Origin of the sequence: Kitasatospora sp. NBC_01560, assembly GCF_045208415.1 — a bacterium.
GTDB lineage: Bacteria > Actinomycetota > Actinomycetes > Streptomycetales > Streptomycetaceae > Kitasatospora.
The window spans coordinates 9,038,376-9,064,484 of record NZ_CP109364.1; the positions used below are offsets into that span (position 1 = coordinate 9,038,376).

Annotated in this window: 20 protein-coding genes; 8 read left to right on the top strand and 12 right to left on the bottom strand. The window is 73.9% G+C overall.

The features are described from left to right. The first annotated feature begins 172 nt into the window (after positions 1–172). Positions 173–880 (top strand): response regulator, encoded by a 708-nt coding sequence (locus tag OH807_RS38580; RefSeq protein ID WP_406209293.1) that lies wholly within the window; start codon positions 173–175, stop codon positions 878–880. A 169-nt stretch (positions 881–1,049) separates the two neighbouring features. Continuing rightward, positions 1,050–2,036: an Acg family FMN-binding oxidoreductase gene (locus OH807_RS38585; RefSeq protein WP_406209296.1), complete on the top strand. Its 987-nt coding sequence runs from the start codon at positions 1,050–1,052 to the stop codon at positions 2,034–2,036. Here OH807_RS38585 and OH807_RS38590 read toward each other — a convergent pair. After that, on the bottom strand, positions 2,033–3,751 hold the full coding sequence (locus OH807_RS38590) for a GAF domain-containing protein (protein ID WP_406209299.1): 1,719 nt from the start codon (positions 3,749–3,751) through the stop codon (positions 2,033–2,035). The two genes, OH807_RS38585 and OH807_RS38590, sit on opposite strands and share 4 nt — an antisense overlap. 214 nt (positions 3,752–3,965) lie before the next feature. Here OH807_RS38590 and OH807_RS38595 point away from each other — a divergent pair, with 214 nt between their 5' ends. The 4 genes from OH807_RS38595 to OH807_RS38610 all read left to right on the top strand — a co-directional run bounded on the left by OH807_RS38595 (position 3,966) and on the right by OH807_RS38610 (position 7,710). Further along, complete coding sequence (locus OH807_RS38595; RefSeq protein WP_406209302.1) at positions 3,966–5,009, top strand: zinc-dependent alcohol dehydrogenase family protein; 1,044 nt, start codon at positions 3,966–3,968, stop codon at positions 5,007–5,009. 30 nt (positions 5,010–5,039) lie between these two features. Continuing rightward, positions 5,040–5,738, top strand: coding sequence for a helix-turn-helix domain-containing protein (locus tag OH807_RS38600; RefSeq protein ID WP_406209305.1), 699 nt, complete (start codon positions 5,040–5,042; stop codon positions 5,736–5,738). A 161-nt stretch (positions 5,739–5,899) separates the two neighbouring features. After that, positions 5,900–6,880 (top strand): ABC transporter ATP-binding protein, encoded by a 981-nt coding sequence (locus OH807_RS38605; RefSeq protein ID WP_406209308.1) that lies wholly within the window; start codon positions 5,900–5,902, stop codon positions 6,878–6,880. Further along, positions 6,877–7,710 (top strand): ABC transporter permease subunit, encoded by an 834-nt coding sequence (locus OH807_RS38610; protein WP_406209311.1) that lies wholly within the window; start codon positions 6,877–6,879, stop codon positions 7,708–7,710. The genes OH807_RS38605 and OH807_RS38610 overlap by 4 nt, the downstream gene beginning before the upstream one ends. A gap of 189 nt (positions 7,711–7,899) precedes the next feature. Here OH807_RS38610 and OH807_RS38615 read toward each other — a convergent pair whose 3' ends face one another. The 6 genes from OH807_RS38615 to OH807_RS38640 form a co-directional block, all read right to left on the bottom strand. Beyond that, entirely contained in the window at positions 7,900–8,352 is a 453-nt protein-coding gene (locus OH807_RS38615; RefSeq protein WP_406209314.1) for a universal stress protein, read from the bottom strand. A gap of 347 nt (positions 8,353–8,699) precedes the next feature. After that, positions 8,700–9,143 carry a universal stress protein gene (locus OH807_RS38620; RefSeq protein WP_406209317.1) on the bottom strand — a complete coding sequence of 148 codons (444 nt, stop codon included), beginning with the start codon at positions 9,141–9,143 and terminating at the stop codon, positions 8,700–8,702. 330 nt (positions 9,144–9,473) lie between these two features. Beyond that, positions 9,474–12,449 carry a cation-translocating P-type ATPase gene (locus OH807_RS38625; protein WP_406209320.1) on the bottom strand — a complete coding sequence of 992 codons (2,976 nt, stop codon included), beginning with the start codon at positions 12,447–12,449 and terminating at the stop codon, positions 9,474–9,476. Between the two features lie 356 nt (positions 12,450–12,805). Beyond that, positions 12,806–14,230 carry an MBL fold metallo-hydrolase RNA specificity domain-containing protein gene (locus OH807_RS38630; protein WP_406209323.1) on the bottom strand — a complete coding sequence of 475 codons (1,425 nt, stop codon included), beginning with the start codon at positions 14,228–14,230 and terminating at the stop codon, positions 12,806–12,808. A gap of 306 nt (positions 14,231–14,536) precedes the next feature. Then, a complete protein-coding gene (locus OH807_RS38635; protein WP_406209326.1) occupies positions 14,537–15,955 on the bottom strand; it encodes a zinc-binding alcohol dehydrogenase family protein in 1,419 nt (472 codons plus the stop codon). Positions 15,956–16,052: 97 nt separating this feature from the next. Next, the gene (locus tag OH807_RS38640) at positions 16,053–16,463 is read right to left on the bottom strand and encodes a hypothetical protein (RefSeq protein ID WP_406209329.1); all 411 of its coding nucleotides are present in this window, start codon (positions 16,461–16,463) and stop codon (positions 16,053–16,055) included. Positions 16,464–17,057: 594 nt separating this feature from the next. Between OH807_RS38640 and ppsA the strand changes: the two genes are divergently transcribed. Both ppsA and OH807_RS38650 read left to right on the top strand, forming a co-directional pair. Next, positions 17,058–19,427, top strand: a complete 2,370-nt coding sequence (gene ppsA / locus OH807_RS38645; protein ID WP_406209332.1) for a phosphoenolpyruvate synthase — start codon at positions 17,058–17,060, stop codon at positions 19,425–19,427. Between the two features lie 258 nt (positions 19,428–19,685). Continuing rightward, positions 19,686–20,708: a 1-phosphofructokinase family hexose kinase gene (locus tag OH807_RS38650; RefSeq protein ID WP_406209335.1), complete on the top strand. Its 1,023-nt coding sequence runs from the start codon at positions 19,686–19,688 to the stop codon at positions 20,706–20,708. A 114-nt stretch (positions 20,709–20,822) separates the two neighbouring features. On the opposite strand, the gene OH807_RS38655 is transcribed toward OH807_RS38650, so the two are convergent. The 5 genes from OH807_RS38655 to OH807_RS38675 form a co-directional block, all read right to left on the bottom strand. Next, complete coding sequence (locus OH807_RS38655; RefSeq protein ID WP_406209338.1) at positions 20,823–21,188, bottom strand: hypothetical protein; 366 nt, start codon at positions 21,186–21,188, stop codon at positions 20,823–20,825. Between the two features lie 90 nt (positions 21,189–21,278). Beyond that, positions 21,279–22,193, bottom strand: a complete 915-nt coding sequence (locus OH807_RS38660; RefSeq protein ID WP_406209341.1) for a slipin family protein — start codon at positions 22,191–22,193, stop codon at positions 21,279–21,281. Positions 22,194–22,690: 497 nt separating this feature from the next. Next, a complete protein-coding gene (locus OH807_RS38665; RefSeq protein ID WP_406209344.1) occupies positions 22,691–23,707 on the bottom strand; it encodes an Acg family FMN-binding oxidoreductase in 1,017 nt (338 codons plus the stop codon). 341 nt (positions 23,708–24,048) lie between these two features. Next, positions 24,049–24,729: a response regulator gene (locus tag OH807_RS38670; RefSeq protein WP_406209347.1), complete on the bottom strand. Its 681-nt coding sequence runs from the start codon at positions 24,727–24,729 to the stop codon at positions 24,049–24,051. After that, positions 24,726–25,985, bottom strand: a complete 1,260-nt coding sequence (locus tag OH807_RS38675) for a sensor histidine kinase (RefSeq protein WP_406209350.1) — start codon at positions 25,983–25,985, stop codon at positions 24,726–24,728. Before OH807_RS38675 ends, OH807_RS38670 begins: the two co-directional genes overlap by 4 nt. Positions 25,986–26,109 lie beyond the last annotated feature (124 nt).

Below are 26,109 nucleotides of genomic sequence, written 5' to 3' on the forward strand. Positions count from 1 at the left end.
GACGAACCACAGCATCCCGGACGGCACACCGGCCGAGACCGTCGCCCACCCGGCCCCCAGGAGGGCGGCGTGCCACGCGGCCCCGCACGGGGGGCCCGGTTCCTCCGGTGCGCCGCGGCGGCCGGGCGCGCAGAATCGTGGGGTGACGACGCCAACCGGAGGAGTGCCGGCGATGGACGCGACCGAGCCCGTTCGGCCCGCAGACCCCGCGCAGCGCGTACGGGTGTTCCTGCTGGACGACCACGAGGTGGTCAGGCGCGGGGTGCGCGACCTGCTGGAGGCGGAGCCCGACCTGGAGGTCGTGGGCGAGGCCGGCACCTGCGCGCAGGCGCTGGCCCGCGTTCCGGCCCTGCGGCCCGATGTCGCCGTCCTGGACGTGCGGCTGCCCGACGGCGACGGGGTGACCGTCTGCCGCGAGCTGCGCGACCGGATGCCGGAGCTGGCGTGCCTGATGCTGACCTCGTTCGACGACGACGACGCGCTGCTGGACGCGATCATGGCGGGCGCGGCGGGCTACGTGCTGAAGCAGGTCAAGGGTGTCGACCTGGTCGGCGCGGTGCGGACGGTGGCCGCCGGGCAGTCCATGCTCGATCCGGCGACCACCCGCAAGCTGATGGAGAGCCTGCGCCACCACGAGGAGAGCCCCACCGAGGCCGCGCTCGCCCAACTGACCCCGCGCGAGAAGGAGATCCTCGTCCTGGTCGGCGAGGGCAAGACCAACCGGCAGATCGGCCAGGAGCTCTACCTCGCCGAGAAGACCGTCAAGAACCACGTCTCCCGGCTGCTCGCCAAGCTCGGCGTGGAGCGGCGTCTCCAGGCGGCCGTGCTCGCCGCCCACACGGACACCGAGCACCAGCCGCAGCACCAGCGGCCGCACTGAGCCCGCCCGGCCCGCCCGGATGGGCCGGTCGGCCCAAGCGGCGGCCCGCCGCCCCGGTGCACGGTGGAGGCGGGGCCACAGGCCCACCCCGCCCGGCCGGGAAGCCCGCGAGGACGTACCCCGGCGGCGGGCCGCCCCCTCGGTCGACGGCACCCCCAGGGAGACCGCCATGCCCACCCTCGCACTCGACGCCGCTGCCCTGGAGAAGCTGGTCTCCGCCGCGGTGGCCGCACCCTCGATCCACAACAGCCAGCCCTGGCACTTCCGGCTCGACCCCGAGATCTCCGTCCTGGAGGTCCGTGCGGTGCGGGAGCGCGCCGTCCCGGCCGCCGACCCCCAGGGGCGGGCGATGCACATCTCCGTCGGTGCGGCCGTGCTGAACCTTCGGGTCGCCGCCCGCCACCTCGGCTGGGCACCGGAGGTACGGCTGCTGCCCGATCCCGCCGAGCCGGACCTGTTCGCCACCGTGCGGCTGGACGCGGCGTCCCCGGTCCGGCTCCCCGGCAGCGAGGCCCTCTACGCCGCCGTCTGGCGGCGCCACTCCATCCGTACCCCGTTCACCGACCGTCCTGTCCCGCCGGACGTCCTCGACCGGTTGGTGACCGCGGCCGCGGCGGAGGGCACGGTCCTCCACCTCCCCGGCCGTGCGGAGACGGCCCGGCTGCTCGAACTCACCGCGGAGGCCGAACGCCGCAACACCACCGATGCCGCCCAGCGGACCGAGAGCCGCAACTGGGTCCGCAGCGGCGACGTACCACCGTACGGAATACCGGCCCACGCCCTCGGGCCGCAGGACCGCGGCGGCCGCCTCCCCATGCGGGACTTCGCCGCCCTGCGCCCCGCCGAGCACCAGCGGCCCGCCACCTTCGAGCACGAGCCGCTCCTCGCGGTGCTCACCACGGACAACGACCGCCCCGAGGACTGGCTGCGCACCGGGCTCGGCCTGGAACACGTCCTCCTGACGGCCACCGTCCACGAGGTGCGGGCCTCGCTCCTGCACCAGGTGATGGAGTGGCCGGAACTGCGCCGGGAGGCCCGGGAGCCGCACACGGGGCCCGAGTGCGTGCAGATGCTGATCCGCCTCGGCTACGGTCCGGAGGGAACGCCGACACCCCGACTGGCGGCCGCCGAGGTGCTCGACCCCCGGAAGACCTAGGACGGCCGGGGCAGGGGGACCCGCCACAGCAGCTCGGTGCCGCCCTCGGGCAGTGCACGGGCGGCGAAGGTGCCACCCAGTCCGGTGGCCCGCTCGGCCAGGTTGGCCAGCCCGCTGCGCCGGCCGCCCTCGGGCAGCCCGCCACCGTTGTCCGTCACGTTGAGCGCCAGCTCCGCGCCGGCCGTCAGCGAGACCTCGACCCTGCTCGCGGCGGCGTGCCGGGCGGCGTTGGAGAGCGCCTCCTCCAGGACGGCGACGACCGCGTCGGCGATCTCGGCCGGCACGGTGACGTCGAGCAGTCCGGTCATCCGCAGGCCGGGGGTGAAGCCGAGCGTCCGCGCCGCCCGATCGACGACCTCGACCACGCGCGCGCGCAGGCCGACAGCGGCCGGGCCCGTCTCGCGGGCCCGTAGGCCGAAGATGGTGGCCCTGATGGTCTTCGCGGTGTCGTCCAGGTCGTCGATCGCCCGCAGCACCCGGTCGGTCGCCTCGGGGTGGTCGATGAAGCGGGTGGCGCCCTGGAGGGTCATCCCGGTGGCGAAGAGGCGTTGAATCGCCAGGTCGTGCAGGTCACGGGCGATCCGGTCGCGCTCCTGGAGCAGGGCGACCTTTTCCGAGTCGCGGCGGCGTTCCGCCAGCTCCATGGCCACCGCTGCCTGGCCGGCGAAGCCCAGGAGCGGCCCGGACTCGTCCTCCCCGAAGAGCGCTGCGCCGGCTGCGCGGGCCAGCATCAGCACCCCGCGGAGCCCGTGCCCCGCGGTGCCGATCGGTACCGCGACCGCCGGTCCCAGACCCTCCCAGCGCGGTGGCCCGGCAGTGATGCGGGGGTCCTGCCGGACGTTGCCGGTCACCACCAGGCCACCCGTCCGGGCGGCGGCCCCGGCGAAGGAGCCGTCCAGTGGGAGGACGAGGCCCAGGTGACGCGTCTCTTCGAGGCCGACGGCGATTCGGACCTCCAGGTCGTCCGAACCGGGCAGCGGCAGCGCCACCACCGCGAGGTCGGCGCCGGTGATCTCGGCCGCCCGGGTGACCAACAGGCCGAGCACCGTCCGCTCGGAGGCTCCGGCCAGCAGCCTCCCGGTGATCTCGGTGTTGGCCGTCAGCCAGCGTTCGCGCAGCCTGGCCCGGGCGTAGAGACGGGCATTGTCGATCGCCACCCCGGCCGCCACGGCCAGGGTGGCGAGCACGGACTCGTCCTCGGCGTCGAACTCGCCGCCGCCGCGCTTCTCGGTCAGGTAGAGGTTGCCGAACACCTTGTCCCGGATCCGGATCGGCACTCCGAGGAAGCTGTTCATCGGCGGGTGGTGGGCCGGGAACCCGTAGGACACCGGGTGCTCCGCGATGCGGCTGAGACGCAGCGGCACCGGGTTGCGGATCAGTTCGCCCAGGACGCCGTGGCCGGAGGGCAGGGGTCCGATCCGCCTCACCTGCTCCTCCGTCACGCCGACCGGGACGAACTGGGAGAGCTGCTGGTCCTCGCCGATCACCCCGAGGGCACCGTACTCGGCGTCGACCAGCGTGACCGCTGCTTCGACGATGTGCCGCAGGGCCTGGGCCAGGTCCAGGTCGCGGCCCACCGCCAGGACCGCCTCCAGCAGACTGTGCACCCGGTCGCGCGTGCCGCGCGCGGCGTCCAACCTGGCCTGGAGCTCGTCCAGCAGCTCGTCGAGACGCAGCTGCGGCAGAGGGGTCGAGCTCTCCGAAGCGCTGCCCACCGGTTCCTCCGGGATCCGAGACCTGCCGGGTGCCATGGCCAGACTAGACGCGACGCCCGGACGCGTCCTGCCCCGCGGGACCGCCTGGGCCCATCGGCCCAGCGGCCGGCCCCGTTCGCCCCATGGCGACCACCGGCCCCAGGGGGAACGCTGGAGGGGAGACGGGACGGCACGTGCCGTTGCGCGCCCGACGTCCGACAGGAGTGATCAGGACATGAAAGCGCTGACCTACCACGGACCGGGCCGCCGTACCTGGGGTGACGTCCCCGACCCTGCCGTCCGCGACCCGGAGGACGCCGTCGTCCGGGTCGACGCCGTCACCATCTGCGGCACCGACCTGCACATTCTCAAGGGCGACGTACCCGAGGTGACCGACGGCCGCGTCCTCGGCCACGAGGCCGTCGGCACGGTCGTCGAGACCGGACCGGGCGTGCGCACCGTCGAGGCGGGCGACCGCGTCCTGGTCTCCTGCATCTCCGCCTGCGGCCGCTGCGCCTACTGCCGCGCCGCCAGCTACGGTCAGTGCACCGGGGGCGGCGGGTGGATCCTCGGCCATCTGGTCGACGGCTGCCAGGCCGAGTACGTCCGCACCCCCTTCGCCGACAACTCGCTGCACCGGCTGCCCGCGGGCGTGACCGACGAGGACGCGCTCCTGCTCGCCGACATCCTCCCCACTTCCTACGAGGTCGGGGTCCTGAACGGCCGGATCACCCCCGGCGACACCGTCGTGGTCGTCGGTGCGGGCCCGATCGGCCTGGCTTCGATCCTCACCGCCCGGCTCTACAGCCCCGCCCGCATCATCGCGGTCGACCTCGCAGCGAGCCGCCTGGACGCCGCGAAGCGGATGGGCGCCGACACCGTGCTGACCGTCGCCGAGGCCACCCCCGAAGCGGTGCGCGCACTTGGCCCGGACGGGCTCGGGGCGGACGTGGCGATCGAGGCGGTCGGCGTCCCCGAGTCCTTCGAGCTGTGCACCCGCGTGGTGCGCCCCGGCGGGCGGGTGGCCAACGTCGGCGTGCACGGCAAGCCCGCCGTGCTCCACCTGGAGGACCTCTGGATCCGCGACGTCACCATCACCACCGGCCTGGTCGACACCCGCAGCACCCCGCTGCTGCTCGACATGCTGGCCGCCGGCCGGCTCGACGTCTCCGGGCTGGTCACCCACCGGTTCGGCCTCGACGAGATGCAGGAGGCCTACGACGTCTTCGCCGACGCGGGCGGCAACGGCGCTCTCAAGGTCGCACTCTTCCGGACGTGACCGGGCGCCGGTGAGCCGAAGGAGAACGGGATGGACCAGGAGCACGAGGTCGGGGTTGCGCACCCGGCGGACCCGGCGGACCCGGCGGACCCGGCCGACACGGCGCGCCGGATCACCGAACGCCGCACCCTGCTCGGCCTCACCGAGGAGATGCTGGCGCGACAGGCGGCGATGGCGCCGCGGTACCTCCGGTACCTGCTGGAGGCGGGACCGGACTTCGACCCGGGTGGATTCGTCCGGATCGCCGCCGCTCTGGGCCTCACCCTCCAGGACCTGGTGGACGGGCGCACCGACGCCCCGCCGGGGCAGGCGGAGCCGGGGCCCGGACGCGGACCCATGCTGTTCCGCCTCACCGCGTCCGAGTGCTGGGACAGGATCGGTGGCCACGGCGTGGGCCGGATCGCCCTGCCCGTCGAGCCGGGTCCGGCCGTCTTCCCGGTCAACTACGCGGTGGACGCCGGGACGGTCGTCTTCCGTACGGCCGTGCGGAGCGGTGCGGCCCCGGAGGACGGGGCCGCGGTGTCCTTCCAGGTCGACCGGATCGACGACTCGCTGCGCCGGGGCTGGAGTGTGCTGATCCTCGGTGAGGCGCAGCACGTGACGGACGCCGACGAGGTGCGCCGGCTGGCGGGGTTGCCCGGAACCACCCCGTGGGCGGGCGGGGACCGCCCGCTCTGGGTGCGGATCCGGGCGGACGAGATCACCGGACGCAGGATCGGCGGTGACTGAGCCGCTCCGTACCCGCGCGGCGGCTCCGGAGGTGTGGAGATTCCGCAAGGGACGTCCGGCCCCGTGACGGCGGGGGGTCGGCGGCGTCACGCTCGGAGCGGCGGTTGCCGGGAGGGGGTGTTCGAGCCTCCGGAGTGCGCAGCCGGCACGGGAGGAACGACATGCCTGACAGCAGACCGGTGATCGAACTCCGCTCGCTCACCAAACGGTACGGGCGCTCCGTCGGCATCGACGGGCTCGACATCGAGATCGGCACCGGTGAGGTGTTCGGCCTGCTCGGGCCGAACGGGGCCGGGAAGACCACCACGCTGCGGTGCCTGGTCGGACTGCTGCGTCCGACGTCCGGGGAGGTGAGGGTGCTGGGGCTGGACCCGGTCGCGGACCACGGCCGGCTCGCGCGCTCGGTCGGCTACCTCCCCGGTGAGCTGCGGCTCTACCCGGAGCTCACCGGCCGGCAGACGCTCGACCTGCTGGCCGCCGTCCAGGGCGCCGCCGTCCCCCGGCAGGCCGAGCTCTGTGACCGTTTGAACCTCTCGCGAGCCGACCTGGACCGCGCGGTCGGGGAGTACTCGCGCGGCATGAAGCAGAAGCTGGGCCTCGTCCAGGCCTTCCAGCACCGGCCGGCACTGGTGGTGCTGGACGAACCGACGGAGGGGCTGGACCCGCTGGTCCAGGAGAGCTTCTTCGAGCTGCTCGCCGGTGAGACCGCCGAGGGCCGCACCGTCCTGCTGTCCAGTCACGTCCTCCCCGAGGTCCAGCGGGCCTGCGGGCGGGTGGCGATCGTCCGGCAGGGCCGGCTGGTCACCGTCCGGTCCGTGTCCGAGCTGCGGCAGGCGCGGGCAAGGCGGGTGCGGCTCACGTTCGCCGACGGGCGGGGTGCCCGGCCGCTGGGCCCGGCGGAGCGGTGGTCGCCCCGCTGGGAGGGTGAACGGGTGGAGCTGCTGGTGCCCCCGGACGAGGTGGTGGGGGCCGTGCGGGCCCTGCTCGCCGACCTCCCGGTGGCCGACCTGACCATCGAGGAGGCGGGACTGGACGAGGCCTTCCTCGACCTCTACCGGGCAACCGGGCAACCGGGCACCCCGAGCACCCCGGACTCCCCGGGCACCCCGGGCACCGACTCCACGACGGAGGTCCGGCGATGAGCCGCGCAACGGTGAGCGCCCGGCTCCCGCTGGTCTGGCTCGCGCTGCACCGCCGCCGCCGGATGCTGGTCGCGCTGGCGCTCGGCATGATCGTGTTCGAGACCCTGATCGTGGTGATCACCAGCACGATCCCGCCGAGCCAGATCTTCGGCAGCGGAGGGCGGCCCCCCGGTGCCTTCCGGGCGTTCAGCGGCTCGAACGGGGACGTGTCCATCGCGAGCTACCCGGGACTTCTCGGTGCCGGCCTCACCCACCCGTTCTGGATCGCGATGCAGCTCACCGCGATCGGCTCACTGGGGGCCGCGGCCGTTGCGGCCGACATCGAGTCGGGCACCATCGAGCTGCTGATGACCCGCCCGGTCACCCGCACCCGGCTGCTCGCCGAACGCACCGCGGCCCTGGCGGCCGCCTCGATCCTGCTCAATGCCGCCGCGACGCTGACCATCGCGGTCGGCGTCGCGTTGTCACCGAAGCTGCACGAGGCCGTGCCGATCGGCGGAGTCTTCGCCGCCGGCCTGCTGGGCTGCGCTTTCGCGCTCTGCCTGACCGGACCGGTGCTGGCCTTCTCGGCGGCGGGCCGGCACCGGGCCCCCGTCATCGGCGCGACCGTGGCCCTCGGTGCGGTCGGCTTCGCCCTGAACTTCGTGGCGCTCGCCTGGGCGCCGGCGGCGCCGCTGCGGTACCTCAGCCCGTTCCACTACTACACGCCGGCCGACGCGCTCGCCGACGGGTCCGTTCCCTGGGGGTCGGTGGCCGTCCTCGCGGCGGTCGGCCTGACCGGGACCGCCGTCGCCTTCCGGCTGTTCGCCCGCCGGGACCTCGCCCCCTGATCCGTCCCGCGCCGGTCGCCCGGTCCCGGCGGTCCTCCGCCGGGCACCGGACGACCTCGACGGCGGCAGCGCCCCGGGCCGCGACCGTTCAGCGAGCAGGCCACAGCCGTGCGAGGTCCGGTGCGTGGAGGTCGGCGTGGACGGCTCGGTGGTGATCGACCGGGAGGGGCCGGCCCCCGGAGCGGTGGCTCAGGAGGTGCCGCGGACGACGACCACCGGGCAGGGGGAGTGTTCGACGCAGTGCCGGCTCACGGAGCCGAGCAGGGTGCCCTTGAAACCTCCGAGGCCCCTGCTGCCGACGACCAGGAGCCGGGCCCCGTGGGCGGCCCGCAGCAGCACCTCGGCCGGGTGGCCGTACACGGTGTGCTGGCGGACCGGCACCGCAGGGGCTGCCGCGCTCTCCGCGCTCTCCTCGCGCTGCACGGCGTTCGCCAGGCTGAGACGGGCCGCCTCCTCGATCTCGGGGCCGGGGACCGACAGGCCCCAGCCGGTCAGCGGAGGGTAGTCCCAGGCGGTCACGGCGTGCACCGTGGAGCCGTCCAGCCGGGCGTGTTCGAGTGCCCAGTGCAGTGCGGCCGACGAGGACGGTGAGCCGTCGATGCCGACAACGATGGTGTGGGTGTCGTCCTGCGTGGATCCCATGAGGAAGCTCCCTGCATGCGCTGCGTGGCCGACAGGATCTGGACCGGGTACGTGACCGTGTGTCGGTTCCACGGCCTCCGGTGCTCGCCCGCGCCCGCGTGACCGGCGCGGCGGAGGACTGCTCCGCCGGTCGGCCGCGCGCGCGTGGTGCGTGCGGCAGCTGCTCCGGGTGCGGGGGTGCTCGGTCGTCGTGGGATCCCTCGGGCCGGTCGGACGCCACGGCGACTCCCACGTGCAGCACGTGGACCGCCTCCGCCCGCGGTGACCGCCACCCCGCCTCCCGGTGCGTCGCCCCGGCCTGGGTCCACCGGTCCCACCGCGCCCGCCGGACGGCCTCCGCGAGGTCGTCAGCCATCGGCACCGCGCATCACGACGACCGGGCACGCCGCGTGCTGGACGCAGTGACGGCTCACCGAACCGAGCAGGGCGCCCGCGAAGCCGCCGTGGCCACGGCTGCCCACCACCAGCAGATCGGCCCCGTGAGACCGTTCCTCCAGGACCTCGGCGGCGTTCCCCAGAACGGCCGTCTCCCGGATCTCCGCCGCTCGCTCGTCGCCGACCGTCGCGCCGACCGCCTGGGCCAGGACCTTCTCGGCGGTGTGCCCGAGTTCACGGTCCACGGACATCGGCGCGCGCCCGTACATCGTGGGGAGCACCCAGCAGAGCACCGCGTCCACGACGGCGCCGGTCAGCCGCGCCTGCCCGACCGCCCAGCGCAATGCCTGCCGGGAGGCGGGCGACCCGTCCACACCGACCACGATCCGGCGTGCCGCCGGGACGTCGCTGTCCATCGTTCGCCCCGCTTCCCGGCAGGTCGGCGGCTCCGCAGGCTGTGCGGCACGGTCCGCCCCGCCTGTTCCACTCTCCACCCCGCCACGGTGCGGCGCACTCCGCGAGTCGCCCCGGCGGAGCGGTATTTTCGACCTCCTCGTGGGTCTGAACCGCTGGTGTTCCGGGTCGTCGCGTACGCGGCCCTGATGACCGGCTGCTACCCGCCGTTCCGGCTGGACCGGCGCGGCCTCGACCCGGCCGCCCGGTCCGCACCGTGACCTGGACGGCCGTCCACCGGGCCGGTGGCCTTCGGTGCGGCCCGCCCGGGCGCGCGCGGGCCGATCCTCCCGTCACAGCGGGTGGGCCGAGGAGCCCTTCGGCCCGCTTGCGGCTCGTGGCGGTCCGCCTCGGTGCGTGCGGCGGCCGTGGTCGGCGGCGACCCGGCGGGCGTGGGCGACGATCTCGTCGGCCGTGTGTTCACTGACGCCGAGGGCACGGGTGAGCCGGTGGGCGCTCCAACCGTGCCGGGCGAGGAGGACGGCGAGCGGGTGGTGCCCGGACGTCCCGGCGACGGGGCGCACCGGCGCGGGCGCGACGGCGGCCGGCGCGACGCGTCCGGCCGCGCGGTGACGCAGCAGGGCACGGCGCAGCTCGTCCGCGCCCCAGACGACGAACGGGAACGGCACCACGACGGCCAGTTGGGCCGGGGTGAGCGCCGCCGTCCCGAACACGTGGTGCAGCGGCGGCAGGTAGACGATCGCGGCGGCGAAGGCGAGCGAGAAGCCGATACCGCCGAGCAGTCGGCGGTTGCTGAGGACACCGACGGAGCGCAGCGACGCGCGGTCGGTGCGGGCGGCGAAGGCCGTGCCGATCTGGCAGGCGACGATGCCGAGCCAGGTGACCGTGGTGGCCTGCTCGTACGTCAGGTGCAGCGCGGTGCCGGGGCCGGTCGGGTCGCCGGGATGCCAGCCTCCCAGCGTCAGCGTGAGCAGGAACCCCGCCATCACCAGCGCGGCCGAGATCAGTCCGAGGAAACCCCAGGCCCGGGCCAGCATGGCGGGCTGGATCACCCGCTCGCCCCGCGGGCGCGGGGGGCGGTCCATCAGCCCCGGCTCGGCGCGTTCGCGGCCGAGGGCGAGGGCCGGCAGGGTGTCGGTGCCGAGGTCGATGGCCAGGATCTGCATCACCGTGAGCGGCAGCGGGACGGCACCGCCGGCGAGGGCGAACACCAGGAAGGGAACGACCTCGGGGACGGCGTGGGCGAAGATGTAGACGATGAACTTGCGGATGTTGTCGTACGTCCGCCGGCCGGCCTCGACCGCCGCGACGATGGTGGCGAAGTTGTCGTCGGTCAGCACCATGGTCGCCGACTCGCGGGCGACATCGGTGCCGGAGCGCCCCATGGCGACGCCGATGTCGGCGCTCCGCAGGGCCGGGGCGTCGTTGACGCCGTCCCCGGTCATCGCCACGGTGTGGCCTTCGGCGCGCAGCGCGTCGGCGATCCGCAGTTTGGCCTCGGGCGAGGTACGGGCGAAGATCACCTCCTCGCCCCGTGCCAGCAGCGTGTCGAGCTCCGGCTCGCTCATCGAGGCCAGCTCCGTACCGGTGACGATGCGGGAGCCGCGGTGGCCGATGCCGACCTGGGCGGCGATGGCGGCCGCGGTGAGGCCGTTGTCACCGGTGACCACGTGCACGGTGATGCCGGCCCGGTGGGCGCGTTCGATCGCAGCGGCGACCTCGGGCCGGGCCGGATCGGCCATGGCGATCAGGCCGATCAGGCACAGCTCCCGTTCTGCGTCCTCCCGGCTGCCGGGCGGCGGCTCGCCGGCCGGCAGCCGCCGCCGGGCCACCGCCAGCACCCGTAGGCCCCGGGCGGCCAGGGCACCGACGGCGTCGGCGACCTCGGTCCGGTCGTCCGGGGTGAGGGCCCGCTCCACCCCGTGGTCGAGAAGCCGGGCGGCGTGGGCGAGGACTTCCTCCGGCGCGCCCTTGGTGTGCAGGACGACCGCGCCGTCCCCGGCGTCGGCGGTGGTCATGAGTTTGACGCGGGGGTCGAAGCGGAACACGCCCCGACGGTCGAGGTCACGCCGCTCGGGCGGGGACGCAACACCGAGCCGGTCGGCCAGCGCGAGCAGCGCGAGTTCCGTCGGGTCGCCGTGGCCCGCGTCCGGATGAGCCGTCGTGCAGGCGGCCGCCGCCTCGGCGACCAGCCGCACCTGCGGCGGCACCTCAGTCGGGGCATCGACGGTGCTCTCGCCGTCCGGGGTCCAGACCGTCGTCACCAGCATCCGGTTCTCGGTCAGCGTGCCCGTCTTGTCGGTGCACACGACCGTCGTGGAACCCAGCGTCTCGACGGCGGACAGGCGTTTGACCACCGCCCCGCGCCGGGCCAGGTCGCGGACGCCGGAGGCCAGCGCGAGGGTGATGGTCGGTAGCAGGCCCTCCGGGACGTTGGCGACCAGCAGGCCGATGGCGAAGCTCACCGCGGCGGCGAGCGACAGGCCCGCGGCAAGACCGATCGGCAGGAAGGCCAGTCCGACACCGACGGCGACCACCGCGATCAGCCGGGCGGCGCGTTTGACCTGGTGCTCCAGCGGGCTCTCCTCGCGCCGGGTGCGCTGACTCAGCGCGGCGATCCGGCCGAGCTCGGTCTGCATACCGGTGGCGGTCACCACCGCCAGGGCATCACCACCCGTGCAGGTGCTGCCGGAGAACAGCAGGTCGCGGGCGTCCAGCAGGGAGCCTTCGACGTCCACCTGGTCGGCCGAGCGGGACACCGGCACCGACTCACCGGTCAGGGCCGACAGGTCGACCTCGACGCCACCCGAGAGCAACCGGGCGTCGGCGGAGATCCGCTCGCCCTCCTCGACCACCAGGACGTCGCCCGGAACGAGCGACCGGGCGGCCACTTCCCGTCGGGCGCCGTCGCGGACCACCGTCGCCTGCTCCGGCAGGAACGCCGCCAGCGCCTCCACGGCCCGCTCGGCCTGCTGCTCCTGGGCGAAGGCGAGCGCGGCGTTGAGCAGGATGACGGCCACGATCGCGACCGCCAGCGCGGGGGCCCCGCTGACGGCGGCGAGTACCGCGGCGAGGGCCAGCAGCACGGCGAGAGGATGGGTGAACTGTTGCGCGAGCTCGCGGGGCCAGCGCCGCCCGCCGCGCCGGGTGAGCGTGTTGGGCCCGTACACGGCCTGGCGTCGGACCGCCTCGCGCTCCGCCAGACCCGCCGGCGACGTGCGCAGGTCCCGGAAGAGCAGCGTGATCGGCTCGCGCGGGTCGGGGGAGTCCGACCGGTCGGCCGGCCGGAGGGCGGTGGTCGGGGCCATGCTCCCTCCCCGGTGGTCGTGGGGCGGCCCGGCGCACCCGGGCCCTCTCCTCACCGTAGGCGCCGGAGCGTGCCCGGCAGCAGGGCCGACCGGCCCCGGGGAGAGGCCCGGCAGCCCTGCGCCCAGGTGTCGTCGCGGGCCCACGCCGGAGTGGTCCACGAGGTCGGTGAGGTCGGTGACGAGCTGCGGTCCCCGGAACGGGCGCAATGCCGGGTCCGGGTGTCCGTGGCGGCCCGGTGCCCCGGCCGTCGGGGCCGACCGGCCCTGGTCCGGGGGATTCCCGGCGACGACGGAGGGTCGAGATGCACCCGCCCGGGGCGCACGACCGCCCGTCGGGACCAGACCGGGGGGAGCCCTCAGCGCACGAGGACACGCTCACCCGAACGCGGGACGACCGCCGTCCAGCCCAGTTCGCGGTCGATCCGGTCGCGCAGTTCCCGGGAGCCCTCGGGCTCGCCGTGCACGAGGTAGGTGGTGCTCGGCGGCGGAGCGTTCCTGAGCCAGTCGATCACCTCGGAGGCGTCCGCATGGGCGGAGAACGCGGGCACGTTGACCACCTCGGCGCGGACCGGCACGTAGGTGCCGTACATCTTCAGCACCTTGGCGCCGTCCACCAGGTCACGGGCCCGGGTGCCGGCGGCGGCGTAGCCCACGATGATCACGGTGTTCCGCGGGTCCGGCAGCAGCCTGCGCAAGTGATGGACGACCCGTCCGCCGGTGGCCATGCCGGAGGCGGAGACGAGGACGGACGGCAGGCTGGAACGTTCCAGGGCCAGCGACTCCTGCAGTGAGTGGATCAGTGAGAACGGTTCCGGGTCGAGGGCTGTTGCGCCGTGGTCGGCCACCTCCCGGCGCAGTTCGGGGGACCGGTCGGCGAACGCCTCACGGTAGATCTGCAGGGCCGCGAGCGCCATCGGGCTGTCGACGTACACGGGGGCTCCCGAGTGAAGCCGTCCGGCCCGGCGCAGTTCGGCGAGCTGGTGCAGGACGACCTCGGTCCGGTCGACGGCGAACGACGGGATGACGACGGTACCGCCACGGGCGAGGGTGCGCTCGATCGCTCGGGCGAACCACTCACGGGCGGCGGTCTCCTCGTGGTGCCTGTTGCCGTAGGTGGACTCCATCAGCAGGACGTCGGCTCCGGTGAAGGGCACCGGTGGTTCCAGCAGCGGGTGGACGGGCCGGCCGAGGTCGCCACTGGCAGCCAGGCTGTGCCCGTCCTCCAGGGTGAGGTGTGCCCAGGCGGACCCGAGGATGTGGCCGGCGTGGTGGAGCCGGAGCACCGTGCCGGTGGTGATCTCCACATCGGTGTCCAGCGGTACGGGGTCGAACATGGCGATGGTGCGCTCCACGTCGTCCTCGTCGTACAACGGGTGGGCGGGGCGGTGCTTGGACCAGCCGTGCGCGTTGGCGTGATCGGCGTCCTCCCGGAGCAGATGGGCGCTGTCGCGCAGGATCAGCTCGGCCAGCCGTGCGGTGTTCGAGGTGGTCAGCACCGGGCCGCGAAAGCCTTCCCGGACCAGGCGCGGCAGGTAGCCGCAGTGGTCCAGGTGGGCGTGGGTGAGCACCACCGCCTGGACGTCCGCCGGGTCGAGCGGCAGGGCGCGCCAGTTGCGGCGACGGAACTCGGCCAGGCCCTGGAACAGGCCGCAGTCGATCATGACCCGGGCGTGGTCGGTCTCCACAAGGAATTTGCTCCCGGTCACCGTTCCCACACCGCCGAGGAACGTGAGCAGGCCCGGGCGGGGGCGTGGGGGAGGGGTGCTGCCGTCTGCCGTCATGGCGGCCTCCGAATCGGGATTCCCCGGGGCTTCCATCGTTCCTCCGTTTCGGCCGGCTGTCGTGGTCGGACCGTGAAACGGTGGGCCGCGCGGTGTTCGGGCAGGTGCTCGCCGCTTCCTGGCCTGCTGTGATGCGGTCGCCAGCGTGTCGTTCCGGATGCCGACGGCGGTCACGGGTTCCCGGCCTTGCTGCCCGTCGAGAAGCCGTCGAGCCGTCGAACCGCTCGGCGAACGGCTCGGGGAGCACCTGATCGGAGTCGCGGAGGGCGGGCCGGACGGGCCTGCTCGCGTCCGGTCGGACCGGCGTCAGGTGGGGTCGTCGGCGGTGCGGATCACGCGGCCGCTGAGCTCGGTCGGCGTGATCCGGACCCACAACTCCCGCTCGCCGCCCGCCCAGGGCGACGGCTTGTCCCGTTGTTTCAGGTGGGCCAGTGCCGGCCGGTCGTCGATCCGGTGGGCGTCACCGGTGGCCAGCACGCTCCAGCCGGTGCGCAGCGCCTCGTCGATCCGGTCGACCTCGAAGGCGACGCGCCGGCCGACGGCGGCGGCGAGCGGCCCGTCGGCAGCCGTGCGGAAGATCAGTGTGCCGTCCAGTACCCAGTAGTTGACCGGGAGGACGACGGGGCCCGTCGCGGTGCCCAGGGCCACCCGGCCGACACCGTCGGTGGACAGTCGCTCCCAGCACTCGGAACGTGCCAGCTCCTCCAGCACCGGGTGCGCGGCGGCGCTCGCCCGGCCGGGCGGCAGGTCGGGTCCACCTCCCAGCAACCGGGTGACCGAGGTTTCCAGTACGGCTGCCAGCCTGGCCAATGCGCCCCTCTCGACGTCGGAGGGGGAGGTTTCCAGGTACTCCAGGTACGACACCGCCATGCCGGCCCGAGCCGCGGTCTGTTCCCGGCCGAGTCCCAGCTGCTCGCGGCGCAGCGCGACTCGTCTGCCGAGGTCGCCGGGGTTGCTCGGCCTGGTCCGTTCCGGACCGCCGGGGGGTTCGCGCGGTCCGGCGGGCCCGCTCCGCTCCGGCGTCGAGGAGCTCTGCGGCCGGTCGGAAGACCTGGGTGCCTGCCCGCTCGGGTCCTGGCGGGTGAAGTGGTGCAGGCGGCTGTCCGGACCGGGGAAGAACAGGGTGGAGTGCCCGGTGTCCGACCACTGGACCTCGAGCACGGGAATGTCGGTGAGGTGGATGCCGGCCACCGCGAGTGTCCCACCGCGGTCCAGAGCGGCGAGGGCCACCGGCACCAGATCACCGACCGGTGCGAAGAGGACGGCCGCGTCCAGCGGCTCCGGCGGGGACCCGTACGCGTCGCCCGCGGAGGCCGCGCCCAGCTCCAACGCCAGCCGCCGGGCCTCCTCGGCCCGTGTCAGGACGTGCACGGTGGCGCCGCGGCCGAGGGCGAGCTGCGCCGTGAGGTGCGCGGAAGCGCCGAACCCGTAGATCCCCAGCCGGCCTCCCGGCGGCAGTTCGGCCCGCTCCAGGGCGCGGTAGCCGATGATCCCCGCACACAGCAGCGGCGCCAGTTCCTCGTCGGGTGGCCCCTCCGGCAGCCGGTAGACGAAGCGGGCGTCGGCCACCGTGTACCGGGCGTAGCCGCCGTGCAGGTCCCAGCCCGTGTACCGGGAGCCCGGGCAGAGGTTCTCCCGGCCGGCCCGGCAGTACCGGCAATCGCCGCAGGTGCCTGCCAGCCAGGCCATGCCGACCCGGTCGCCGGGGGAGAAGTCCAGGACCATGGCGCCGCGGTGGAGAACACGACCCACGACCTGGTGGCCCGGCGTGCACTGCGACAGTGCGGTGGGGCCGGACCGTTCGCCGGGCGCGTGCCCCCGGTCATGGCCCACCTGCGGCCTGCGGCGGACTGTCCGGCCATACGTCGAACGCCTGTGAGATCCCCGCCGGCGGTCCGGCGCGGAAGTGCGCGCGGATCAGCGCATCGACCTTGACCACGGCATCGGCGTGACCGCCGAGTTCCACGCGCACCGGGCCGGCACCGGCATCTGCGAGGGCGACCGGCCCTGCCGGGGCCTCCTCGACCGGCGCCGACGTGTCCACCTGCCAGCGGGTGCGAACCACGTGTTCGCCGGGTGAGACGTAGTCCCCCGCCGTGCCAGGACCAGGGACGACGATCAGTCTGAACGACTGCCCGACCGTGTCGGCGACCCTGTTCGCCACGCGTGGCGCCCCGGAGATCGACATGTGCACCGTGGCGCTCGGTTTCCGTGGGCCACCGGTACTGGTCATCGCTCTCCTCCGAGGTCGGTCTTCTTTCCCAGGGTCTGCCAGGGCGAGGCTTCCCGCATTCGTTCGGCAGGGAGGTCCCGTTCGTCCTCGCGGCCCTCGGCGGTTCGATGTCCGACCCGGCCGAGGCGCCTGGTGGGGCTCACCTCTGCCGGCGCACGGACTGCGCCGCCCCGTCTCGCACCGACGACGACAACGAGGAACGCCCCGGAGGATCAACGGTCGCTGCGCGGGTGGCGACACGCCCCACGGCATCCGCGAAGCCGCGGACCGGGAGGCCGGGACAGAGCGGATGCCGCGGGCGGTTGCTCCGATCGCGGTGGACGCGGTCGCGCAGCACGATGGAAGGAGAAGCCCGGACGGACGAGAAGGCCCGACGCGCTCGGCGACACGCTCCACAGCTGATCGCACCGGTGCCCCGTTCGCGGAGTCGCTCAAGGACTTCCCCGTCGAACTGCGGACGGGGGAGCACATGGGATCCGCGTCGAGGAGTCGGAGAAGGACGGGGCGTGCGTTGTCAGCGATGCCCCCGAGGGCGGAGACCGTCGCGTCGGCGCGCGTCCGTCGCCCTTCCTGCTCGCAACAGCGGAGGAACCCATGTCCACGATCCGCCGGGTGATCCCGTTCTCCGGTCTCGGCCGTGAGGACGTCGGGCTCGTCGGAGGGAAGAACGCCTCGCTCGGGGAGATGATCGTCAACCTGGGACCGGCCGGTGTCCGCGTGCCGGACGGCTTCGCGAGCACCGCCGACGCCTACCGGGAGTTCCTTGACACCGGCGGCCTCCGGCAGCGGATCACCGACCAGATCGACCTGCTGAACGGCGGCGCGCCACTCGACGAGGTGGGCGCGACGATCCGCGCCGCGATGCTCAGCACACCCCTGCCGCCCGCCTTGGAGGAGGAGTTGGCCGAGGCGTACGCCAGGCTCGGGCGCGAGGCCGGCCGGGAGGATCCCGATGTCGCGGTGCGTAGCAGCGCCACGGCCGAGGACCTGCCGGAGGCGAGTTTCGCGGGACAGCAGGACACCTACCTCAACGTCCGGGGCCGCGAGGCCCTGCTGGACGCCTGCCGACGCTGCTACGCCTCCCTGTTCACCGACCGGGCGATCGACTACCGCGAGCGGATGGGCTTCGACCAACTCGCGGTGGCGCTCTCGGTCGGCGTGCAGCTGATGGTCCGCTCCGATCTGGCCGGGGCCGGGGTGATGTTCACCCTCGACACCGAGAGCGGTTTCCCGGACGCCGTCGTGCTCAGCGCGGCCTGGGGACTGGGCGAGACGGTGGTCAGTGGGCAGGTCGACCCCGACGAGTACCTGGTCTTCAAACCGCTGCTGGAGAACCCCGGACTCGACCCGGTCATCCACACCGAGGTCGGTGCCAAGCGCCGCAAGGCCGTCTACGCCGATCGCGGCCTCACCCGTACGGAGGACACCAGTGCCGAGGAGCGCGCCCGCCCCGTGCTGGACGCCACGGAGGTGCGCCTCCTCGCGTGCTGGGGTGTGGCGATCGAGCGGCACTACGGCTGCCCCATGGACATCGAGTGGGCCAAGGACGGCCGGACCGGCGAGATCTTCGTCGTCCAGGCCCGCCCCGAGACCGTGGTCTCCCGGCGGCGCGCGGCGGTGCTGCACCGCTTCCGGCTGACCGGCTCGGGGGAATCGCTCGTCGACGGGATCGCGGTGGGTGAAGCGATCGGCACGGGAGCGGTCTGCGTACTGAGCACACCCGTCGAGCTCGAACGCTTCCCGGCCGGGGCCGTGCTGGTCACGGGGATCACCGACCCGGACTGGGAACCGCTCATGAAGCGGGCCGCCGCGATCGTCACCGACCACGGCGGGCGCACCTCGCACGCTGCCATCGTCAGCCGCGAACTCGGCGTGCCGGCCGTCGTGGGAACCGGTCGTGCGACGGAGCTGCTGCACGACGGCCAGGACGTCACGGTCTGCTGCGCCGAGGGCGAGGACGGTCACGTTTATGCCGGACTGCTCGACTACGAGCAGTCCGAGATCGACCTCGACGGACTTCCGGAAACGCGGACCCGGGTCATGCTGAATCTGGCCGACCCGGCTGCCGCGTCCCGCTGGTGGCAGCTGCCGGCGGACGGCGTGGGGCTCGCCCGGACGGAGTTCGTCGTCGCGCACCAGGTCAAGGTCCATCCGATGGGACTGGTCCATCCCGAACGCCTCGACGCCGAGGAGCGGCGCCGCGTCGACGCACTCACGGACGGCTACCAGGACCGGACCCGGTACTTCACGGACCGCCTCGCCCAGGGCATCGCCCGGATCGCGGCCTCGCGCTGGCCCGATCCGGTGATCGTGCGCACCAGCGACTTCAAGACCAACGAGTACGCCAAGCTGGTGGGCGGGCGCCCCTTCGAACCGTTCGAGGCCAACCCGATGATCGGCTGGCGGGGCGCCAGCCGGTACTACAGCGAGGGCTACCGGGAGGGCTTCGCCCTGGAGTGCCGTGCGCTGCGTCGGGTCCGCGACGAGATGGGCCTGACCAACGTGGTGGTGATGATCCCGTTCTGCCGCACCACGGGGGAGGCCGACCGGGTACTCGCGGTGATGGCCGACGAGGGCCTGCCACGGGGTGGCAACGGACTGAAGGTGTACGTGATGGCGGAGATCCCGGCGAACGTGATCCTCGCGGCGGAGTTCGCCGAACGGTTCGACGGCTTCTCCATCGGCAGCAACGACCTCACCCAGCTCACCCTGGGCGTCGACCGTGACTCCGACGCCCTCGCGCACCTCTTCGACGAGACCGATCCTGCCGTCACCCGGAGTGTCGAGGCCCTGATCGCCACGGCGCACGCGGCCGGCCGCCCGGTGGGCCTGTGCGGCCAGAGGCCCAGTGACGACCCGGCGTTCACTGGCTTCCTGGTGAGTGCCGGGATCGACTCGATCTCGGTGGCGCCGGACAGCTTCGTGGCCGTGAAGAAGCACGTGGCCGCTGCCGAACGGGCCTGACCCCCGGTGCGGGGTTGCCGACGGTGAACCGGGACGCGCGGTTCACCGCCGACAGGGTCGGCGCGCCGCCGATCAACGGCCGGAGCCGGTGCGCGCCGACGGCTGCGGGTGCCTCCGATCGCGTCTCCCGTGCTCGCGCAGCACGATGGAAGGAGTGCCCGGGTGAGGAGATCGAGATGCGTTGGCGAACCACTCCGTCGACGGGAATCCTGGAGGGCGGCCACGGACGAGCGAGGGCATGACCGCAGTGTCACCACCATGAGCGGCCCCGACGTGCCCGGTTCGCCTCCGGCGGGTGGCAGCGGGCGGAGTCCGCTGCCGGAGACCGTGTCGCCGATCGTCACTCTGACGGTGAACCCCACCGTCGACATCTGCTGTGAGGTCGACCGCCTGGCGGACATCGGCAAGACCCGCGCCCGGGTCAGGTTCGTGGCCGCCGGCGGGGGAGGGATCAATGTCGCCCGGGGCGTGTCGCGGCTCGGGGGACGGGCGACCGCCGTCCACACCGCCGGCCGCGAGGTCGGTCAGCGCCTCAACCGCCTGCTGGACGAGGAGGGGGTCGACCACCTCGCTCTCGGGATCGCGGGTGAGACCCGCGAAGCGTTCGTGCTGTTCGAGACCGCGTCACGCCGCAGCTATCACATCGTGCCGCCGGGCCCTCGACTGGACGATGAGGAGGCAGGACGCCTCCTGGACGCGCTGGGCCGAGCAGTCGGCGGCGACCAGTACGCAGTGGCCAGCGGCAGTCTGCCCGGCGGCCTGCCCGACACCTTCTACGCGGCCGTCGCCCGCCGGGTCGGGGAGGCCGGGGCCCGGCTGGTGCTGGACACCTCGGGACGTGCCCTGCGTGGGTCGCTGCACGAGCCCGTCTATCTGCGGAGGTGCAACAACCACGAGGCCGCCAGTCTTGTCGGCCGGCCGGTCCGGAGCTTCGACGACGCCCGCGCCGTCAACGAGTACCTGCTCGCTGCGGGACCGACCGAGATCGCCATCACCACCCTCGGGGAACTGGGCGCACTCTGTTCGAGCAGGCACGGTCACACCGAGTTGCGAGTCCCGCCGTTGCCCGGGGAGCCGCTCAGCGACGCCGGGGCCGGAGACGCCATGGTGGCCGCACTCACCTGTCGGCTGGCCGCGGGGGACGATCCGGTCGAGGCCTGCGCGCTCGGGGTGGCCGTGGCCGCCGCCGCGGTGCTCACTCCCGATACCGAACCGTTCGATCGGGAGGTGGCCGAGGCCCTCCTCCCCGCGGTGCGGACAAGACGGCAAGCCGGTTCATGACACTGCCCCTGGGGCGTCCGCACCCCGGCGGGAAGCCGTCGCGGTGCCCGTTGCTCCGCGCACCGTGCTGAGGCCGGGGGAGCGTGCGGCCGTGTCCTCCGCCCGGCCGTGTCGTCAGCGGTGCCACCGTCGTTGCTCCGCCATCCGGCGCCGGATGACGACCAGGTCGACCAGCGCGACGACGGTGGACACGGCGCACAGTACGGCGAGGCCCGTGAAGAACGCACGGTCGGCGCTCGGTGCGGGGAGTGCGTTCGCCGCGAGCAACGTGAGGACGACGGTAGCGAGCAGGAAGAACGGGACGAAGATCCGTCCGAGCAGTCGCCGGGCCGGTAGATCGCTGCGTGCCCAGCGGGGCTCGGTGCCGACGTGCTGCCACCGCCGGGCAGCGGCACGCGTACGGTGGTCGGCCGCCACGGCCTTCCAGCGCTCGGGGATGCGGTGCGACCTGTGGTGCGGTGGGTGGAAGGGCTGCGTCATGTTCTCCTGGGCCTTCCGTGCGGGGCGTTCCGCCCGTCGCCCGGCCGACGCGGTGATCCCTCGGACCGGGCCGAACGGGGACGGTGATGTCTACGGGGTCGCGGTTGCCCCGTTGGGTGCCGGCACGTGCACGGGGGCGGGGGCGGGGGCGGGCAGGTGAACGGGCTTCGTCGCGAGTGGGGTGTCCGGGGTGTCCGGGGTGTCCGGGAGCGGACGCGGTGCGGGCGAGGCGGCCGCAGTTGCCTCGCGGGCGAGGAAGGAGCCGAGTTCGCCGATGGTGCTCATCAGGGGGGCGGGGAAGACGACGGTGCTGTTCTTGTCGACGGCGATCTCGACGAGGCTCTGTAGGTTGCGAAGCTGGAGGGCGAGCGGGTGGGCCATCATCGTGTCGGAGGCTTCGCCGAGTGCGGAGGCGGCCAGGGATTCCCCCTGCGCGCTGATGATCTTGGCACGCTTCTCCCGCTCGGCTTCGGCCTGCTTGGCCATGGCGCGCTTCATGGTGTCGGGCAACTGGATGTCCTTGAGCTCGACCAGGGTGACGTCCACGCCCCATTCGGTCGTGGTGACGTCGAGGATCTGGCGGATGTCCAGGTTGATGCGGTCGGTCTCGGAGAGGGTTTCGTCCAGGGTGTGCCGGCCGACGACCTTGCGGAGGGTCGTCTGGGCGATCTGGTTGATCGCGGAGTTCACGTTCTCGATGGCGATGACCGACTTGACGGCGTCCACGACGCGGAAGTAGGCGACGGCGGAGACATCGACGCTGACGTTGTCGCGGGTGATGATGCCCTGCGACTGGATCGGCATGGTGACGATCCGTAGGGAGATGTGGTGCATGACGTCGGCGAACGGGATGATCAGGCGCAATCCCGGGTCGCGTGCTCCGGTGATCCGGCCGAAGCGGAAGACGACCCCCTTCTCGTACTGGCGGACGATGCGGATCGACATCGCGAGCCCGATCAGGACAAGGATGACGAGCACCACCACAACGGCGATCAAGGCAGTCATTTCGGCTCCCTTCGACTGCGGACCTGTGCGGAGAACGGGGCCCGGGAAAGCGTCGCCACGAGCGGAGCGACCGGGAGGCGCGGGACCGGTCTTCGGTCCTACCGTGAGCCTGCTCCGCATCCGGAGTCGGCGACAGGGCCGAACGGGCCTGCTCCCGTCGTGACCGGCCCGCTTGACGCGGGGCGCGACCCACGCGCAGGTGGCCGGTGGTGACACGGAGTGGCTCCGCCCGGCCGCTCGGGCCCGATCGGTGTGCGCCGGGTGCGTGCGCAGGAGAGGTCACCGGAGACCCGGCCCGCGAGGCCGCCCCGGGGCGGGTGCGGTCCTGCCGGGCACCACCTCCCGGGCCACCCCCACCGGGAGTACTCACGCCTGTCGGGGGTCAGGGCGCCCGCGAGTCCTCGGCGAGGAGGTCGACCCGCCGACCCCGACGACTCCCGTGACCGGTACGACGCGCACGACGTCGCGGGTCATCACGTCCTGGACGGTGCGGTGCGTCAGCACGACGACTCCCCGCCGACACGGGCGTCGCGGAAGCCGGTCAGGTCGAGGATCTCGTCGACCGGACGGCGTGGGGTGGCGGGCCCGGGCGGTCCGTAGCCGAGGCGCAGGACGAGCTGGACGTGGCCGACCCCTTCGGCAGGGTCGCGCAGGCCCCATCGGGTGTCGGGCCACTCGACGGCCTGGTGCAGGACGGAGGCGCGCAGGCCGTGGGCCGTCGCCAGCAGCCAGATGCGTTGCAGGGCCTGGCCGGCGCGCAGCCAGTCGGCCGGCAGGTCACCGTGGGTGCTGAGAGTGGCCAGCTGGGGCAGCGCCTCGAAGCGCTGGGACGGCGACGTGGACAGCGTCCGCCCGGTGAAGCCCCGCATGGGCACACGGGCATCGTGATCCTGCGGGCCCAACGCGGCTGCCGGAATCCCGTCCGCCGCCGGCGCCTCCAGCCGCAGCCAGGCGCGCGTCTCGGCCATCCGTGCCAGGTCGGCATGGGTGCGACGTTCGGCATCTCCGGTCAGGGAGAGCACCCTGCGCACCCCGTCCTCCTCCAGGACGGACAGCACCGCGCCTTCGCCGAGGGCCGCCGCCGTCAGCTCGCCGAGGACCACCTCGGGCACGTCACGGTTGGCGAACGGCTGGCGACTGGAGTGACGCTGCCAGATCGCCTCGAACAGATCCCTTCCGTAGGGAGGCGAGGAAGGAGCGGGACGGGAGAGGCGGACCGTACCCGCCAGGTGCGGCTCGTCCCTCTCGGGAAGGAGCCGTACCTCCGGATCCCGGCCCAGCCGGAGCCCGGCGACGCGCAGGTTGAACAGGGCCGCGCCCACCGAGATGTGCAAGGCCCGGCCGTCGGGGTCGGTGAGCGGTACAGCGCGATCCGGGTCGGTGTACACCTGCACACCGAGTGAGTCGGGCATCGGGGTGAAGCGCCACGGCTGGCTGTTGTGCAGCGATGGCGCCGCGCCTGCCGCGGAGGCCAGGAGTCGCAGCTGCTCCAGGGACAATGATTGCTCGGTCATGACCAGCGCATCCCTTCCGGTCGGCGCTCCGGTCGGCGCTCCGGGCTGCCGCCCGGGCGTCGGCGCCCGTCTCCTCGTTCGATCCCGTTTCCATGCTGCTCCGCGCGGGGCGTCAGGGCATGGGCCCACCGGCCCCGAACACAGGCCGGACGGTCCGGACCGGCCGGCGGGCGAAGGCTGCGACGACGTCCTCTTCGCCGGCCGGGTGAGGGCCGCTGCCCAAGGCGGCCCGGACGGCTACCCGCCGATGGCTCGGGACGCGGGCCGACCGCCCCGCAGCGGCCTCCGTCGCCGACCGCGTCCGCGTGGCCGGTCTCTGCCGGCTGGGCTGCCCCGGCCGATCAGCGGGAGAGGCCCGCGCGGTGGGCGAGGATGGCGAGGCGGACGCGGTCGCGGGCGGCCAACTTGTGGAGCAGGCGGCCGATGTGGGTCTTGGCGGTGCCCTCGGTGATGTGCAGGCGGGCGGCGATCTCCGGATTGGTGAGGCCGTCCCCGACGAGGGCGAGCACTTCACGCTCCCGGGCCGTGAGAGCTGCGACGGCGGCGCGGGCCCTGGCACGCTCCGGGTCGGGCAGGAGCGGCTGTTCCCCGGTGGGCCCGGCACCGAGGAGGCCGGAGATCAGCCGGCGGGTGACGCTCGGCGCGAGTGCGGCACCGCCGGCGGCGACCGCACGGGCCGCCGCCAGGAGTTCCGCCGGTTCCGCGTCCTTGACGAGGAACCCGCTCGCCCCCGCCCGCAGCGCGCCGCGCACGTACTCGTCCAGATCGAAGGTGGTGAGGATCAGTACCCGGCTGCCGGAGGGACCGGCGGTGATCAGGCGAGTCGCCTCGATGCCGTCCAGGCCGGGCATCCGGACATCCATCAGCACCACGTCCGGCCGTTCCCGGCGGGCGAGTTCGACCGCCTGCGCGCCGTCCGCCGCCTCGCCTGCCACGGCGAAGCCCGGGGCGAGCCGAATGATGCCCGCGAATCCGGCGCGAACCAGCGTCTGGTCGTCGGCGATCAGGACCCGGACGGTCATGCGCCGTCCGCTCCGGCCGACGGCAGGGCCGCTGTCACCCGGAACCCCCCGGTCGGAAGCGGCCCGGCGGTGCACCATCCTCCGTACGAGGCGACGCGCTCGCGCATCCCGGTCAGCCCGGTACCGCCGTGTGCACCGCCGCAGGGGTTCGGGGCGACCTCGCTGCCACGGCCGTCGTCGGTGACCTCCAACCACACCTCGCCGTCCCGGTACTCCACCTCCACCAGGACGCCTGCCGCCCCCGAGTGCCGGACCGCGTTCGCCAGTGCCTCCTGCACCACCCGGTACGCCGACAGGCCCACACCGGGAGGCAGTTGACGTTCGGACCCGCGCACCCGGACGTCAACTGCCACCCCGCCGGCCACCGTCCGGGCCGCCAGCCGGCCCAGGTCCGCCGCCGTCAGGCCTGGTACCGGCGGGAGGACGGCGGGCGCCGATCCGGTGTCCTCGCGCAGGACGGCGAGCAGCGCCCGGGTCTCCCGCAGGGCCTCCGCGCTCACCGCGCGGATGGCGGCCAGGGCGGCTCCGGCCTCCTCCGGTCGATGCTCCAGTGCGTACTGGCCGAAGCCCGCCTGCACGCTCACCACGCCCAGCCCCTGGGCGACGATGTCGTGCACCTCCCGCGCCAGGCGCAGGCGTTCACCGTCACGTGCGGCCCGGTCCAGGGCCGCCCGATGGGCGGCCGCCGCCGCGGTGAGCACCCGGTGGCGGCGGACGGCCGCCCCCACCGCCCACGCGGCCGACTGGCCGACCACGGCGAGCAGCACGTTGCCGCGGACCTCGCCCGGCGAGGCCAGGGTGGCCGCCCAGCCGAGGCCCGCGGCGCCGAGCGCCACCCGGCCGGCCCACCGGGCGTGGGCCGCCGCCGTGTAGGTCGCCAGCACGCCGACGAGTACCGCCCAGAACCCGACGACCAGGCCCATCGCCGGCTGGCGACAGCCGGCCACCAGAACGACCCAGGCGAGCGCCGCCGGCCCGCAGACCCCGGCCGGGCTCCGACGGCGGAGCGCGAGCACCGTACCGAGCACCGCGACGGCCAGCAGCGCCACCGGGAGGGCGGTGCCGGACGGCGGCTGGTTGCCGCGTGCGTGCGGGTCGAACTCGTGGGCCGCCGCGAGCACGCGGGCGCCGGTGACGGTGGTGCCGACCGACGCGGCGAGGGCGTCGACCAGTACCCAGGGGGACGACGCCGGCCGGTGCGTCCACGGCAGCGGCGCGGGTGACGGGGCGGTGGCGGACGACTCGTCGATCTGCACGCGGCCAGGCTAGCCGCGGCTCGGGCGGCGGGCATCCGACCACGGTCGTATGCCCGGGGTCGGACGCGGCGGCGCGGCACGTCCGCCATGGTCGAGCGGAGCCGCCGACTCCCTCCCACCGCAG

Coding starts and splice junctions, on each gene's coding strand:
- OH807_RS38580 (WP_406209293.1), top strand. CDS start 173: ATGGACGCGACCGAGCCCGTTCGGCCCGCAGACCCCGCGCAGCGCGTA.
- OH807_RS38585 (WP_406209296.1), top strand. CDS start 1,050: ATGCCCACCCTCGCACTCGACGCCGCTGCCCTGGAGAAGCTGGTCTCC.
- OH807_RS38595 (WP_406209302.1), top strand. CDS start 3,966: ATGAAAGCGCTGACCTACCACGGACCGGGCCGCCGTACCTGGGGTGAC.
- OH807_RS38600 (WP_406209305.1), top strand. CDS start 5,040: ATGGACCAGGAGCACGAGGTCGGGGTTGCGCACCCGGCGGACCCGGCG.
- OH807_RS38605 (WP_406209308.1), top strand. CDS start 5,900: ATGCCTGACAGCAGACCGGTGATCGAACTCCGCTCGCTCACCAAACGG.
- OH807_RS38610 (WP_406209311.1), top strand. CDS start 6,877: ATGAGCCGCGCAACGGTGAGCGCCCGGCTCCCGCTGGTCTGGCTCGCG.
- OH807_RS38615 (WP_406209314.1), bottom strand. CDS start 8,352: ATGGGATCCACGCAGGACGACACCCACACCATCGTTGTCGGCATCGAC.
- OH807_RS38620 (WP_406209317.1), bottom strand. CDS start 9,143: ATGGACAGCGACGTCCCGGCGGCACGCCGGATCGTGGTCGGTGTGGAC.
- OH807_RS38625 (WP_406209320.1), bottom strand. CDS start 12,449: ATGGCCCCGACCACCGCCCTCCGGCCGGCCGACCGGTCGGACTCCCCC.
- OH807_RS38630 (WP_406209323.1), bottom strand. CDS start 14,230: ATGACGGCAGACGGCAGCACCCCTCCCCCACGCCCCCGCCCGGGCCTG.
- OH807_RS38635 (WP_406209326.1), bottom strand. CDS start 15,955: ATGGTCCTGGACTTCTCCCCCGGCGACCGGGTCGGCATGGCCTGGCTG.
- OH807_RS38640 (WP_406209329.1), bottom strand. CDS start 16,463: ATGACCAGTACCGGTGGCCCACGGAAACCGAGCGCCACGGTGCACATG.
- ppsA (WP_406209332.1), top strand. CDS start 17,058: ATGTCCACGATCCGCCGGGTGATCCCGTTCTCCGGTCTCGGCCGTGAG.
- OH807_RS38650 (WP_406209335.1), top strand. CDS start 19,686: ATGAGCGGCCCCGACGTGCCCGGTTCGCCTCCGGCGGGTGGCAGCGGG.
- OH807_RS38655 (WP_406209338.1), bottom strand. CDS start 21,188: ATGACGCAGCCCTTCCACCCACCGCACCACAGGTCGCACCGCATCCCC.
- OH807_RS38660 (WP_406209341.1), bottom strand. CDS start 22,193: ATGACTGCCTTGATCGCCGTTGTGGTGGTGCTCGTCATCCTTGTCCTG.
- OH807_RS38665 (WP_406209344.1), bottom strand. CDS start 23,707: ATGACCGAGCAATCATTGTCCCTGGAGCAGCTGCGACTCCTGGCCTCC.
- OH807_RS38670 (WP_406209347.1), bottom strand. CDS start 24,729: ATGACCGTCCGGGTCCTGATCGCCGACGACCAGACGCTGGTTCGCGCC.